The organism is Streptomyces sp. NPDC050610, assembly GCF_040654875.1.
Lineage (GTDB): Bacteria > Actinomycetota > Actinomycetes > Streptomycetales > Streptomycetaceae > Streptomyces.
The window spans coordinates 1-13,851 of the sequence record NZ_JBFAIV010000018.1; the positions used below are offsets into that span (position 1 = coordinate 1).

A 13,851-nucleotide genomic window follows, 5' to 3' on the forward strand; every position below is an offset into this window, starting at 1 on the left:
CCCGCTTCCTCGTTTGGGTTCTGTTTTTTCTCATTGGTATAATTCATAACCTCCCCCCCGGGGGCGGGGGGTTGGGGGGGGGGCCCCCCCCGCCCCCCCCCCCCCCACCGCCCCTGTCCGCTATCCGGAGTTGGTCATTTCTTTACCGTGCATCGGAGGGCGTACCTGCCGATTCCCTCCCGATGCGCACGCGAGTTCGATAAAACTGTGATCAGTCGGTCGCGATCTCCGGCGACCGGCACCACGGCCAGAGGAGTTTCGCGTGCGCACTTCTTCTCGCAATTCCCGTACCGACCGTCACAGATACCGCCGCACCGCCGTCGCCACCGGCGCGGCGACCGTCGCGGCGGCCCTGCTCGCCACCGCGTTCACCACCGGTTCCGCCGAGGCCGCCAACACCGCGGACGCCTCCGCCGCCCATCTGGGCCTCGGCGCCAAGGAGAAGCTCATAGCCCGGGACGTCGTCAAGGACCCCGACGGCGCCGTCCACACCCGGTACGAGCGCACGTACGCCGGGCTGCCGGTCCTCGGCGGCGACCTCGTCGTCCACCAGGCCGGGGACGGCAAGGTCGAGGACGTCACCAAGGCCACCGACGCCGCCATCACGGTGCCGACCACCGCCCCGAAGCAGTCCGCGGACACCGCGCGCAAGGCGGCGCTGGCCGCCGCCCGCACGATGAAGGGCCTGAAGGCGGGCGCGGCCCCGACGGTGAACACCGCGCCGCGCAAGGTGATCTGGGCCGCCGAGGGGAAGCCGGTCCTCGCGTTCGAGACCGTGCTCGGCGGCTTCCAGGACGACGGGACGCCCAGCAAGCTGCACGTCGTCACGGACGCGGCCACCGGCAAGAAGCTGTACGAGTACCAGGCCGTCGAGACCGGCACCGGAACCGGCCAGTACAGCGGCAAGGTCCCGGTCGGCTCGGTCAAGAGCGGCAAGTCCTACCTCATGAAGGACAACGCCCGCGGCGGCCACCAGACGTTCAACCTCCAGGGCAACGAGAGCGGCAAGGGCAAGACGTTCCTCGACGCCGACGACGTCTGGGGGAACGGAAAGCCGACGATCCAGCAGACCGCCGCCGTCGACGCGCAGTACGGGGCCGCCGCCACCTGGGACTTCTACAAGAAGGTGCTGGGCCGCAACGGCATCAAGAACAACGGCAAGGCGGCCTACTCCCGCGTCCACTTCGGCAAGAGCTACGTCAACGCCTTCTGGGACGACGACTGCTTCTGCATGACCTACGGCGACGGCGAGGGCGACAAGAAGCCCCTGACCTCCCTGGACGTCGCGGGCCACGAGATGAGCCACGGCGTCACCTCGGCCACCGCCAACCTGGAGTACAGCGGCGAGTCCGGCGGCCTCAACGAGGCCACCTCCGACGTCTTCGGCACCGCCGTCGAGTTCTACGCCAAGAACCCCAAGGAGCCCGGCGACTACCTCATCGGCAAGCAGATCGACATCAACGGCGACGGCACCCCGCTGCGCTACATGGACAAGCCCAGCAAGGACGGCCTCTCGCCCGACTACTGGTCCGCGGGCCTGGGCGACCTCGATGTGCACTACTCCTCCGGCGTCGCCAACCACTTCTTCTTCCTGCTGGCGGAGGGCAGCGGCCCGCGGACGATCGACGGCGTGAAGTACGACAGCCCGACCCAGGACGGCAAGAAGGTCACCGGCATCGGCCGGGACAAGGCCGTCAAGATCTGGTACAAGGCGCTCACCACCTATATGACCTCCACCACCGACTACAAGGCCGCCCGGGTCGCGACGCTCAAGGCGGCGGGCGCGCTCTACGGGCAGAAGAGCGCGGAGTACAAGGCGGTCGGGGCCGCCTGGACGGGCGTCAACGTCAAGTGACGAACATCAACATCAAATGACGAACGCCAACGTCACATGACGAACGGCCGGGACGGACGGCCGGAAGGGACGACCGACGTAAAGTAACGACCCGACCGACCGATTTCGATGTACGGGGGAATACCGTGATCCGAGTTCTGCTGGCGGATGACGAGGCGATGATCCGCGCGGGCGTACGCGCCGTACTGTCCGCCTCCCCCGACATCGAAGTCGTCGCCGAGGCGGCGGACGGCCGCGAGGCCGTGGACCTGACGCTCAAGCACCGCCCGGACGTCACGCTCCTCGACATCCGGATGCCCCGCCTCGACGGGCTCCAGGCCGCGGCCGAACTCCGGCGCACCGCGCCGGACTCGGCCGTGGTCATGCTCACCACGTTCTCCGAGGACGAATACATCACCCAGGCGCTGAGCAGCGGAGTCAGCGGCTTCCTGCTCAAGTCCGGCGACCCCCGCGAACTGATCGCGGGGGTGCAGGCCGTGGCGGGCGGCGCCGCGTTCCTTTCCCCGCGCATCGCCCAGCGCGTCATCGCCCGCCTCAGCGACGGCCAGCTGTCCAAGGCGGCGACGGCCCGCGGCCGCGTCGAGGAGCTGACCACCCGCGAACGCGAGGTGCTGGCCCTGCTCGGCGGCGGCCTGTCGAACGCGGAGATCGCGGCGCGGCTGTACCTGGTGGAGGGCACGGTCAAGGCGTATGTGAGCGCCATCCTGTCGCGGCTCTCGCTGAAGAACCGGGTGCAGGCGGCGATCCTGGCGTACGAGGCGGGGCTGGTGGAGTAGGGCGCTGCGCGCGGGGGCTCCGTTGCGCGGGCGAGTGCTGTGCGAGGTCATGACGGTGGCTCGCCCTCCCTCCCGGAGTCGGTCCATGGCTCGCCCTCCCTCCTGGAGTCGGTCCCTGCTCGTATCAGCCAGCTTCCGCCGGTCCGGGGGAAAGCGGGCGGAACCGGCCGTTGCCAAGGCATATTTGGCAGCGGGGGCCGGTACGGGCGTCGGGGGGCTGGACGATGACGTCAGACGAGCGGTTCGGCGACGCGCTGCGCAGCAGGCGGGAGGCCGCGAATCTCTCACTCAGCGGCCTCGCCGCGCTGACCCACTACAGCAAGGGGTATCTCAGCCGGGTGGAGAACGGCCGCCGGCCGGCCGTACGCGAGCTGGCGCTCCGCTGCGATGTGGCGCTGGACGCGGAGGGCGAGTTGATCGCCCTGGCGCCGCCGCCGCCCGACCCCGCGCCCCGTTCCGTAACGGGCGATACGCCCCTGGCACACCCGGCCCAACCCGCGCAGCGGCAGCCGGGGCTGGCCGAGGCGGGCCGGCCGCCGGAGTACGGGGCGGAGTTCGACCGCCTCATCCGCAGCGGCGACGCCCGGTACCTGGCCGGGGAGATGCAGGAGGCCGGCCGCTGGTACCTGGCGGCGCACGGGACGGCGGCGGGCGACGCGCGGGCCCAGGCGTACGCCGTCGTGCGCTACGCCCGCCGCTGGTCGGACCCGGGCCAGGTGGACCGGGAACTGCTGCATCTGCTCCGCGCCGGCCTGGCCGCACTGGACGGCGACGAGAGCCCGGCAGCCGACGGGCTGCGGCTCCAGCTCAGCGCGCATCTGGCCAAGAAGCTGTCGATGGCGGTCGGCGAGGACACGGCGGTGCCGTGGGCCGGTCCGGAGCGGGGCGCCCAGCAGGCCGGCCGTACGCTGCGGGAACTGCGCGGCCTGCCGCCCGGCCGGCGGCTCAGCCTCAGCGCGGAGGCGCGCTGCGAGGTGCTGACTGAGTGTCGCTGGGGGCTGTACGACTTCGCTCCGGCGAGCGATCTGCTGGCCGTATCGGAGGAGCTCCAGGACGCGGCGACGCGGGCGCGTTCGGCGCACTTCCACGGCGAGGCGCTGGTGGCGCTGGCCATCGACCAGCTCCGGGTCGGCCGCGTCAACAGCGCCTTCGCCACGGTGGAACGGCACCGCGCGCACGCCGCGCGCCGCCGCAGCGCGCTGACCACGTGGCAGCAGTCCACCCTGGACACGCTGCTGGACCTGTGGCGCGGCCGGTTCAAGGAAGCCGCGGACTGGATCTTCGGCGAGTCCCGCGCCATCGTCGAACGGCTGGAGGCCGATCTGGCGGTGCCCGCCGACACCCTCCGCCGGACCCGGCTGGGCCAGGCGTACTGGCTGCTGCGCGAACAGGGCCGGACGGCGGAGCTGTTCGACTCCGGAATGACCGACGGCGTGGAGCGCCATGGCTACTTCCCGGTGTGGCGGGCCGGCCTGATCCTGGCCCTGTGCGAGACGGCCCGCTACGACCGGGCGCTGGACCACCTGGCGGCGTTCGCGCAGGACACGAGGGGGTTCACGGTGCTGCCTCCGCACGGCTGGTCGGTACCGACGACGGCGCTGCTGGCGGAGGCGTACGCGAGCCTGGAAAGGGCGGGCCAGTACGACCCGCAACTACGCTCCGGCGCCTTGCAGTTGATGGACCTCCTCGCCGCCCACGCGTCGGAACTCGTCCTGGCGGGCCGGCCGACGGTGCTCCTGGGCCCGGCCGCCCGCGCGAGCGGCCTGCTGTCCCTGACCGACGACGACCCCGCCCAGGCCCTCCACCACTTCTGGCACGCGACCCGCCTGGCCCGCTCCTCGCCACCGCACATGGCCCGGCTCCGCCTGGACGAGGCCCGCGCCCAACTGCGCACCGGCACCCCGGGCGGCCGCCGCGCGGCCATCGGCCTCCTGACCACGGCGTGCCATTCGGCAGCGGAACTGGGGATGGCGGGGGTGGAGCGGGAGTGCGGGGAGCTGCTGGGGAGATGGGGCGGGCGGTGAGGGGGGTGCGGCCGGTGGGGTCGCGACCGGCTTGAATGGCTCCCATGCCCCTGGATGCGAGCACGAGCGATACGAGCGCGAGGCCCCGGACCGGTCGCCGGCGCCGACTGGCGGCCGTGGGCGCCGCCTTCTGCGTACTCGCGGCGGTGGCCGCGACGGGCGTGGCGCTCAAGCACCAGGAACGGGCGCGTGCGGAACTGCTGGCTCCAGGCGACGCGGCCGGGGGCCGCTGGTCGGCGGACGCGGAGCGGGGGGACGGGGTGGCGGACGAGGTACGCGCCGGACTGAAGGGAGAGGGAACCACGGATACAAGCGCGCCGACGCGTCCGGAGGTGGCAGACCTGGCGAAGGCGGCCCCTTCGCCGCTGCCCGCGTCCGATCCCCTGGCCGCCGCGCCGACCGGCCCGCGGCCGACGATCGGCCCGCTGTTCTACGCGGGCGTGCCCGGGGGCCCGGACCACCAGTGCACGGCGGCCGTCGTGCACTCGCCGCGCGGCAACCTGCTGGTCACCGCGGCGCACTGCGTCTACCAGGGCGGCTTCCGCACGGATCTCGCCTTCGTCCCCGGCTACCACGACGGGCTGATGCCGTACGGCGTGTGGGTGCCCACCCGCATCGACCTCGACCCGAGGTGGACCGCCGACCGCGACCCGGACCATGACGTGGCCTTCGTCCAGGTCCGCAGACCGGGCGCCGGCAAGGCCCGCATCGAGTCGACGACGGCCGCCGAACAGATCCGCTTCAACCCGCCGCCGAGCCGCCCGACGCGTCTGGTGGGCTACCCGTACGACCAAGAGCGCCCCATCAGTTGCCAGAACGCCACCAACCCCTTCAGCCCCACCCAACTGAGCCTCATCTGCCCCGGCTTCCCCAGCGGCACCAGCGGCGGCCCGATGCTCACGGACCTCGACCCGAACACGGGCCGGGGGACGGTGACGGGCGTACTGGGCGGCTACGACGAGGGCGGCGACGACACCACGTCGTACAGCACGTACTTCGGCGACGACGTGGCCGGGCTGTACCGGCGGGCGACGACGGCTTGAGGCCGCACCCTCACGACACCTGCTCCAGGGCCCGCCGCGCGCCGACCTCGGAAGGCAGTTCCCGGACGAACGCGCCCGCGCACACCATCCCCAGCAGGTACGCCACCATCGGCACCAGCAGCGGCGCCAGGAAGATGACCCACCGGCCTCCGGCCGCCTGCCCCGCGGCGCGGCTCCGGCTCGACTTCACCCTCCGCCACGCCTGCTCCGGCGTAGGGGGATGGAGCAGTTGCTCCCGGATCTGCTTACGGGCCGCCCGCCAGCCCCATACCAATGCCGCGCAGGAGCCGACCGCTTCCAGCACGTCGGCCACTACGCGCGCCGTGGGCGGCAGGTCATCGACTACTCCGCTGTAGGCGGCTACCGCGAAGAAGCCCACGAACGCCGTGAACATCAACTGGCCAATGGCCAGTCGCGCCCGATTCATCCAGTACCCGACAGCGCGCTTGTGCCAAGTCCTTCCGATGCCCGGAAGGTCCGCCGGTTCCGGCTCCTCGGCGGATGCCCGTGACACCGCTCGCGTCACCCTCGACCACGCGCCCCGTCCGCCAGCGCCCGCCGCGCGCCGACCTCGCTCGGGTACTCCCGCACCGTCACCACCGCACACACCCACCCCAGCGCGAACGCGGCGACCGCCGGTGCCACCGGCGCCACCAGGACCGCGACGATCCGCCCGAGCACGGCCAGCCCCGTGGTCCGGCGCTTCTCGCCCGACTTGCGGTCCCATGCCTGCTCGGGCGTGGGCGGATCGGCCAGTTTCGCGCGGTGCCCTCGCCGCTGCACGAGCCACCCCCATACGAACGCCGCGCAGGCGGCCACGGCCTGGACACCGTCCCAGGCCGTGCGCACGCCGGACGGCAGCTGATCGCGGAACCCCTGGTAGAAGCTCACGGCCAGAAAGCACACGAACGCGGTGACGGCCACCCACAGGACACCGGTGCCGACGCGCCGCGACCAGTAGGGCGCGCCGCGCTCGTACCAGGTGGTGCCGAGGCCGGGGAGGGCCGGTGGGGCGGTGGGGTCAGAAGAGACTCTTGATGCCATGCCAGACGTCTCCTCCCAGTCGCTTGAAATCCTCGCCGGTCTGCGAGAACACGTGGCCGGTGCCGTGCAGTACGCCGCCGACCACTCCGTGCTTGTGGATGTCCTCGCTCCAGTGCTCGTGGAAGGCGTGGTCGATCACGCCGGTGGCGCCGATCACGATGCCGCCGCCGACGCCGGCCGCCAGGGCCACCGGCACGTCGAAGGGCGCCAGGGCGACGAGGCCCGCCGTGGCGGCGGTGCCGGCGACCAGGCCGCCGACGTTCGCGCCGCCGTCGACGGCCACGGAGTGGGTCCAGGACCAGCCCTTGTCGTGGTCGTCGGAGGCTTCCAGGATGCCGCAGGCGCCGGCGGCGGCGACGTCGAGCACCGGTATCTCCTTGAGGAAGTCCGGCAGCTTCTCCAGGCCCTCGCCCGCCCGCAGAAGCTTGGCGGCGTCCGTCACCTTGACGTTCAGGGCGCGGTCGTACGGGAGCGCCGTACTGCCGTGCTCGGCCCGTGCGAGCTGGGTCTCCAGCTTCTCGACCCGTGACATGGCATCGCGGTAGGCGGCCTTCGGCGCGAAGTCCTTGGGCAGGGCGCGGCCCTGCTGCTGGTACACCTTGCGTTCCGCGCGGAGTTCCTTCTTGGCCTGCGTCTCCGCGTTCTTGGCCTCGTCGATCTTGGTACGGGCCTCCGCGCCGCCCGCCCGCGCGTCCTCGGCGTCGTACGCGTAAAGGCCCCGGACGTAGTCGGCGAGCGTGGTCTTGTCGCCGGGCGAGACCGGGTCCGTGATCTGCTTGTACAGTCCCCGCAGCTTGTCGGCGGCGACGATGCGGGCGTGCTGCGCGGTGTGCAGCACCTCCTTGCGCACCGTCCCGTACTCCTTCATCGCGGCGATCGTCTTCTTGTCGGCGGCCGACGGCGGGTCGTTGTACATGAAGTCGTTGGGCACGCCCTTCGCCTTCATCGGCACACCGGCGCGGACCGCCACGTCCTCGGCGTTCTTCAGGGAGGTCTCGGCCGCCGACAGATCGTCGGCCAGCTGGGTGAGGATCTCCCCGGTGGAGTGGACGAGGCTCGCGAAGGCGCCCGCCGTCATGGAGTCCTCGCTCCACGCGCCCCGGAAGCTCTCGGCCGCCTCGCCCTTCCAGCCGGCGTCCGAGGCCAGCCCGTTCACGGCGCCTTCGAGCGGTTTCACGACGCCGTCGAGGTCGCCCTTGGCCTTCTTGTACGCCTCGCCCATGTGGCGCAGGCCGCCGATGTCCCCACCGACCCAGCTGTCGCCCATCAGCGCTTCTCGTCGTTCATCAGGTCCTCGAACAGCCCGTGCACATCGATGTCGTGGCGCTCGTAGGAGTCGTGCGCTTCGTGCACCTTGTCGCCGTGGTCGTCCAGCCGGTCGGCGAAGCCGGTGTGCATGGCGATGATGACATCGGCCATCGAGATGATGGCGTGGTCCAGTCCGGGGTCGCCGCCGCTGACGATGGGCGGGGAGACGTTCTCCTTGAGCTTGCGGTAATTGCCCGCTTCCCGGTGGAACGTTCCGGCCATGGATTTGAGGTCGCCGAGCACCGCTTTCAGATCTGCCATTGGGCGGCCCCCCGCGCGTAGGTCTCCAGGTCTTCGGGTCGCCAGTGGACCGTGCCGGACGGTATCGCCGGGTCGAGCCGGACTTTGGCGAGCTTCGCGTCCCTCATGGCTTCCGCGAAGGAGCCGATCGAGACGGAGATCCACGGCTGGGCCGGGCCCAGAGCCTCGACCAGCTTGTCCAATGTGCTGAAGGCGACCGGCACAGCGGCCCCGGCTGCGTGCCGCAGGAGCTCGACGGCGATGTCCGGTTTCCCGCCCCCTTCCGGGTAGCGCGGGTGCGCCGGCACGAATACCGGTGTGGAATAGGCGGGCACGCCCTGCTGGGCTGCCGTCGGCGGCTCGACTGCGAAATAGTCGAGGATACGGGACGCCACTTGTTCCCCCATGCGGCTCTCTCCTCTCGCGCGCAGCATCACGCGCTGGAACGCGCCTCAAGGTAACTTCGCCGGCCCTTCCCGCATCCGCCAAATTCCGCCCATAGTCATGTGCGCATGCCGAATTCATGCCAACCATTGGGCGATTTCTGGCCACCTATTGACCCACCATTGACCGGGCAGCAGGGTCGTGGCTGGAGCCCGTCACGGAACTTCAGGGAGCGGCGGACAAGATCCACCGCCTGTGGCACGGTAAAGCGACCCCTCCCTGAGATGAGCACCCCCATGCCAGTCGACCCCCACCATGCGGTGGAACCGGAGCCCGTCCCTCTCTGGGGGACGACGTGGGTCGCCCGGGGCGCGGGCTACTGGCTGCGGCGGGTGGCCGTCGGCCTTCTCCACCTGGTTCTCATGGCCTTCGCGGCCGCCGTGGCGGGCGCCTTCTACGAAGGGTTCGTGTCGGCCTTCGGGTTCTCCGCGTCCTTTCGCCGGGGGCTCGGCGTCGTGCAGGCCGTGCTCGCCGTCGGCGGCCTCGCCTACGGCTTCGTACGGCATCGGCGCAAGCCCGCAGCGCCGCCCCCGACGCCCAAGGATGCGTGGGCGGCGCGGCGGCGCGGCGGGCGGCGCGGCAGCGGTGCGTTGAACAGCCGGTGGCTGCTGGTCGTGGCCGTGCCGGTGCTGCCGGCCGTGGTCGCTTTCGGGGTCGGGGAGGTGGCGTCCGCGACGTTCGTCCGGTTCACTCCGGCCGAGGTCGGGGCCCGGCTGGACTACGAGCGGCGGGTGCGCGAGGCCGGGGCGGAGGAGGCGGCGCGGGCCGAGGAGGCCGCCGCTCTGGTTCCGCGGAACCGGGCCGAGCGGCGGCAGGGCACCGCCGCCTACCGCCGCCGGTACGGACGGCCCCCGCGCGACTGACCATCGACGAGCAGCGCCCCGCCCGTCACCTCAACCCCGCCGCCCCCACCGCCCCTCACCTCATCAGCACCCCCGCCGCCTCCCCCGAAGCCTCCGTCGGCGCCGCGACCAGGCCCAGCTCCGCGGCGCTCGCCAGGAGGCGGTGGGCGGGGAGGATGCGGACGGTGTAGCCGTAGGGGCCGGTGCGGTTCAGTGTCAGGGGGCCTTCGTAGAGCCAGCCGGCGTCGAGGTCGGGGCCGGCGGTGGGTTTGAGGGGGACGGTGGTGGGGGCGGTGATGCGGTCGGATTCGTCCACGCGGCCGGCCACCGCCTGGACTTCCACGTCCGTGGGGTCGAGGCCGCCGAGGGCGACGCGGACCCGCAGGGAGAGGGTGGAGCCGAGTTCGGCCGTGCCGTTGACGCCGCCCGCTGTCGCGGACGTCTCCACGTGGTCGACGGCCACGCCCGACCAGGCGTCGCGCACCCGGGCCTTCCAGGCCGCCAGTTCCCGTGCGGTGGCCGGGTCCAGGGAGCGGTGGGCGCGGGCGGCGGGGGCGTAGAGCTGCTGCACGTACTCCCGCACCATGCGCCCCGCCAGTACCTTCGGGCCCAGGGTGACCAGCGTCCGGCGGACCATGTCGATCCAGCGCTCCGGCAGGCCGCCCGCGCCCCGTTCGTAGAAGCGCGGCGTGATCCGCTCCTCCAGCAGGTCGTACAGGGCCGCCGCCTCCAGGTCGTCGCGGCGGTCGTGGTCGACGGCCGCGCCGTCCGCGGTGGGGATGGACCAGCCGAAGTCGGGGTCGTACCACTCGTCCCACCAGCCGTCCAGGACGGACAGGTTGAGGCAGCCGTTGAGCGCCGCCTTCATTCCGCTGGTGCCGCACGCCTCCAGCGGGCGGAGCGGGTTGTTGAGCCAGATGTCGCAGCCGGGGTACAGCTTCTGGGCCATCGTCATGCCGTAGTCGGGCAGGAAGACGATGCGGTGCCGTACGCGCGGGTCGTCGGCGAAGCGCACCAGTTCCTGTACGAGCCGCTTGCCGCCGTCGTCCGCCGGGTGGGCCTTGCCCGCGACGACGATCTGGATGGGCCGCTCGGGGTGGAGCAGCAGTTCCATCAGCCGGTCGCGGTCGCGGAGCATCAGGGTCAGCCGCTTGTACGAGGGGACGCGGCGCGCGAAGCCGATGGTGAGGATGTCCGGGTCCAGCACGCCGTCGATCCAGCCCAGTTCGGCCGCGCCCGCGCCGCGTTCCCGCCAGGACGCGGCGAGGCGTTCGCGGGCCTCGGCCACGAGCTGTTCGCGCAGTGAACGGCGCAGTTCCCAGATCTCGCCGTCGGGGATGTCGGCGACGGCGTCCCAGCGCTCGGAGCCGCCGACCGCGAGCGCGTCCTCCGTGCGCCCCGCGCCGATCTGCCGGGCGCCGAGCCGGAAGACCTCCGGCGCGACCCACGTCGGGGCGTGCACGCCGTTGGTCACGGACGTGATCGGCACCTCGGCCGGATCGAAGCCCGGCCACAGCCCCGCGAACATCCGCCGGCTGACCTCGCCGTGCAGCGTGGAGACGCCGTTGGCGCGCTGCGCCAGGCGCAGCCCCATCACGGCCATGTTGAAGCAGTTCGGGTCGCCGCCGGGATAGGTCTCCAGGCCGAGGGCGAGGACGCGTTCGATGTCGATGTCGGAGAGTTCGGCCCCCGCCCCGAAGTGGCGGGCCACCAGTTCGCGGTCGAAGCGGTCGATGCCCGCCGGTACGGGCGTGTGCGTCGTGAAGACCGTGCCGGCCCGTACGGATTCCAGGGCGGGCTCGAACTCCAGGCTCTCGGCGGCGAGTTCGTGGATGCGCTCCAGGCCGAGGAAGCCGGCGTGCCCCTCGTTGGTGTGGAACACCTCGGGGGCCGCGTGGCCGGAGAGTCGGCAGTACGCGCGTACCGCCCGTACCCCGCCGATGCCCAGCAGCATCTCCTGGAGCAGCCGGTGCTCGCTGCCGCCGCCGTAGAGCCGGTCGGTGACATCGCGCTCGTGCGGGTCGTTCTCCTCCACGTCCGAGTCGAGGAGCAGCAGCGGCACCCGGCCGACCTGGGCCTGCCAGACGTACGCGCGCAGGGAACGGCCGCCCGGCAGGGCCAGGGCGACGTGGACGGGGCGGCCGTCGGCCTCGCGGAGCAGGGACAGCGGCAGCTCGTTGGGGTCGAGCAGCGGGTAGTGCTCCTGCTGCCAGCCCTCGCGGGAGAGGGCCTGGCGGAAGTAGCCGTGGCGGTAGAGGAGCCCGACGCCGATGAGCGGTACGCCGAGGTCGCTGGCGGATTTGAGGTGGTCCCCGGCGAGGATGCCCAGGCCGCCGCTGTACTGGGGCAGGGCCCCGGTCACGCCGAACTCGGGCGAGAAGTAGGCGACGGCCGCCGGCAGGTCCGGGCCCTGCTCCTGGTACCAGCGCCGGCCGCCCAGGTAGTCGTGCAGGTCGTCGGAGACGGCCGTGAGCCGGCGCAGGAACCGCCGGTCCCCGGCCAGTTGCGCCAGCCGCCCCGCGGACACGGTGCCCAGCAGCCGCAGCGGGTCGCAGTCGGCGGCGCGGTGGCCCTCGGGGGCGACGGTGTGGAAGAGGTCGCGGGTCTCGGCATGCCAGGACCAGCGCAGGTTGCGCGCCAGTTCGCTGAGGGGTCGTAGGGGTTCGGGAAGGACGGGGCGCACGCTGAATCGACGAATGGCCTTCACGCTTCGACGTTAGCGGCGCGAGGGGCCACGGGTCTCGACAACCGGCCGCGGGTCTCGGCGGACGGTTGGCAGTGACGAGGTACGGCGCGACGCGCAGTGGGCAGGCCCGCACCCTCGGGTGATTTGGCCGATTCCGCCCCCATGGGCGGCCTTGTACCGGTCCGTGGCCCACGGGAGGGTGTGAAGCACGTGCCGCGTCGCGCAGCAGTGGAGAAGGGGGCTCACGGCATGTCCTTGTCGCGCACCAGCCGCCGGCTGGCCGAGGGGGTGACCGCCTGCGCCACGGTGGCGCTCCTCGCGGCGGCCGCGCTCCCGGCGCACGCCGCGCAGCCGTCGGGCCGTGTCCTCGCGGCCGGCTCGCCCGCCGCCGTGAGCAGCAGCTACATCGTCACGCTGAGGAGCGGTCCGGGCGGCGTGGCCGCGTCGTCCGAGGCGGGCAAGGATCTCGTACGGAAGTACGGGGCGCGAATCCGCCATACCTATGGGACGGCGCTGAACGGCTACGCGATACGGGCCGGGGCGGACCGGGCGCGGCGGCTCGCGGCCGACCCGGCGGTCGCGTCGGTCACGCAGGACACCGAGGTGACGCTGAAGGACAGCCGGCCGGGCCCGCTCTCCCCGAGCCCGGACGCCGTCGATCGGCCGCGCCGGCCCACCGTGCGGCAGCCCGGTCCGCCGTCCTGGGGCCTGGACCGCGTCGACCAGCCGGACCGCCCTCTCGACGGTTCGTACACCGCGCCCGCGAGCGGCGGCCGGGGCGTCACCGTCTACGTCTTGGACACCGGCGTCCGTACCACCCACCGGGACTTCGGCGGCCGGGCCGTCAGCGGCTGGGACTTCGTCGGCGGCGACGCGGTGGCGGAGGACGCCAACGGCCACGGCACCCACGTGGCCGCCACCGTCGCGGGCTCCCGCTACGGCGTGGCGAAGCGGGCCGAGGTGGTCGGCGTGCGGGTGCTGGACGCGCGGGGCGCGGGCACCACCGCCCAGGCCATCGCGGGCATCGACTGGGTGACCGCGCACGCGACGAAGCCGGCGGTCGCCAATCTCAGCATCGGCGGCGTCGTCAATCCCCAACTGGACGCGGCGGTACGGAACTCCATCGCGTCCGGGGTGACGTACACCGTCGCCGCCGGCAACGACGGCATCCCCGCCGACTTCTCCTCGCCCGCGCGCGTCGAGGAGGCGATCACGGTCGGCGCCACCGACGCCGGGGACCGCCGGGCGGCGTTCTCCAACTGGGGCCCGGCGCTGGACCTGTTCGCGCCCGGCGCGGCCATCGTCTCGGCGGGGCACACGAGCGACACGGCGAGCGCCACGCTCTCCGGCACCTCGATGGCCGCGCCGCACGCCGCGGGAGCGGCGGCGCTGTATCTGGCGGGCCATCCGTCGGCGAGCCCGGCGGAGGTGGGCGGCGCCCTCGTACGGGCGTCCACGCCGGGCAGAGTCGGCGACGCGGGACCGCTGACGACCGACAAACTCCTGCACGTCGGTTCCTGACCGTGAATCCGTTGAATCCGCGGTACGACCGAGAAGGCCCCGCCCCCGCGGCGGGGCCTTCTCGCGCC

General features: G+C 72.5%; 12 protein-coding genes. 6 read left to right on the plus strand and 6 right to left on the minus strand.

The annotated features are described in order from the left end of the window. The first annotated feature begins 262 nt into the window (after positions 1 to 262). The 4 genes from AB0I22_RS22295 (at position 263) to AB0I22_RS22310 (ending at position 5,698) form a co-directional block, all read left to right on the plus strand. Positions 263 to 1,855: a M4 family metallopeptidase gene (locus AB0I22_RS22295; protein WP_363132595.1), complete on the plus strand. Its 1,593-nt coding sequence runs from the start codon at positions 263 to 265 to the stop codon at positions 1,853 to 1,855. A 125-nt stretch (positions 1,856 to 1,980) separates the two neighbouring features. Then, the gene (locus AB0I22_RS22300) at positions 1,981 to 2,631 is read left to right on the plus strand and encodes a response regulator transcription factor (protein WP_363132596.1); all 651 of its coding nucleotides are present in this window, start codon (positions 1,981 to 1,983) and stop codon (positions 2,629 to 2,631) included. Positions 2,632 to 2,855: 224 nt separating this feature from the next. Then, positions 2,856 to 4,655, plus strand: coding sequence for a helix-turn-helix transcriptional regulator (locus tag AB0I22_RS22305; protein WP_363132597.1), 1,800 nt, complete (start codon positions 2,856 to 2,858; stop codon positions 4,653 to 4,655). Between the two features lie 44 nt (positions 4,656 to 4,699). Next, positions 4,700 to 5,698: a serine protease gene (locus tag AB0I22_RS22310; RefSeq protein ID WP_363132598.1), complete on the plus strand. Its 999-nt coding sequence runs from the start codon at positions 4,700 to 4,702 to the stop codon at positions 5,696 to 5,698. Between the two features lie 10 nt (positions 5,699 to 5,708). Here AB0I22_RS22310 and AB0I22_RS22315 read toward each other — a convergent pair whose 3' ends face one another. The 5 genes from AB0I22_RS22315 to AB0I22_RS22335 all read right to left on the minus strand — a co-directional run bounded on the left by AB0I22_RS22315 (position 5,709) and on the right by AB0I22_RS22335 (position 8,697). Continuing rightward, positions 5,709 to 6,125: a hypothetical protein gene (locus AB0I22_RS22315; protein WP_363132599.1), complete on the minus strand. Its 417-nt coding sequence runs from the start codon at positions 6,123 to 6,125 to the stop codon at positions 5,709 to 5,711. A gap of 95 nt (positions 6,126 to 6,220) precedes the next feature. Continuing rightward, positions 6,221 to 6,742 carry a hypothetical protein gene (locus AB0I22_RS22320; protein WP_363132600.1) on the minus strand — a complete coding sequence of 174 codons (522 nt, stop codon included), beginning with the start codon at positions 6,740 to 6,742 and terminating at the stop codon, positions 6,221 to 6,223. Beyond that, positions 6,720 to 8,009, minus strand: a complete 1,290-nt coding sequence (locus AB0I22_RS22325) for a hypothetical protein (RefSeq protein WP_363132601.1) — start codon at positions 8,007 to 8,009, stop codon at positions 6,720 to 6,722. Before AB0I22_RS22325 ends, AB0I22_RS22320 begins: the two co-directional genes overlap by 23 nt. Next, a complete protein-coding gene (locus tag AB0I22_RS22330; protein WP_363132602.1) occupies positions 8,009 to 8,311 on the minus strand; it encodes a DUF6317 family protein in 303 nt (100 codons plus the stop codon). Before AB0I22_RS22330 ends, AB0I22_RS22325 begins: the two co-directional genes overlap by 1 nt. Further along, a complete protein-coding gene (locus tag AB0I22_RS22335; protein ID WP_363132603.1) occupies positions 8,299 to 8,697 on the minus strand; it encodes an SAV_915 family protein in 399 nt (132 codons plus the stop codon). The genes AB0I22_RS22330 and AB0I22_RS22335 overlap by 13 nt, the downstream gene beginning before the upstream one ends. A 273-nt stretch (positions 8,698 to 8,970) precedes the next feature. Here AB0I22_RS22335 and AB0I22_RS22340 point away from each other — a divergent pair, with 273 nt between their 5' ends. Next, positions 8,971 to 9,597 carry a hypothetical protein gene (locus tag AB0I22_RS22340; protein WP_363132604.1) on the plus strand — a complete coding sequence of 209 codons (627 nt, stop codon included), beginning with the start codon at positions 8,971 to 8,973 and terminating at the stop codon, positions 9,595 to 9,597. Between the two features lie 55 nt (positions 9,598 to 9,652). On the opposite strand, the gene glgP is transcribed toward AB0I22_RS22340, so the two are convergent. After that, entirely contained in the window at positions 9,653 to 12,283 is a 2,631-nt protein-coding gene (gene glgP / locus AB0I22_RS22345; RefSeq protein ID WP_363132605.1) for an alpha-glucan family phosphorylase, read from the minus strand. A gap of 228 nt (positions 12,284 to 12,511) precedes the next feature. Between glgP and AB0I22_RS22350 the strand changes: the two genes are divergently transcribed. Next, on the plus strand, positions 12,512 to 13,783 hold the full coding sequence (locus AB0I22_RS22350) for a S8 family peptidase (protein ID WP_363132606.1): 1,272 nt from the start codon (positions 12,512 to 12,514) through the stop codon (positions 13,781 to 13,783). Positions 13,784 to 13,851: the final 68 nt, after the last annotated feature.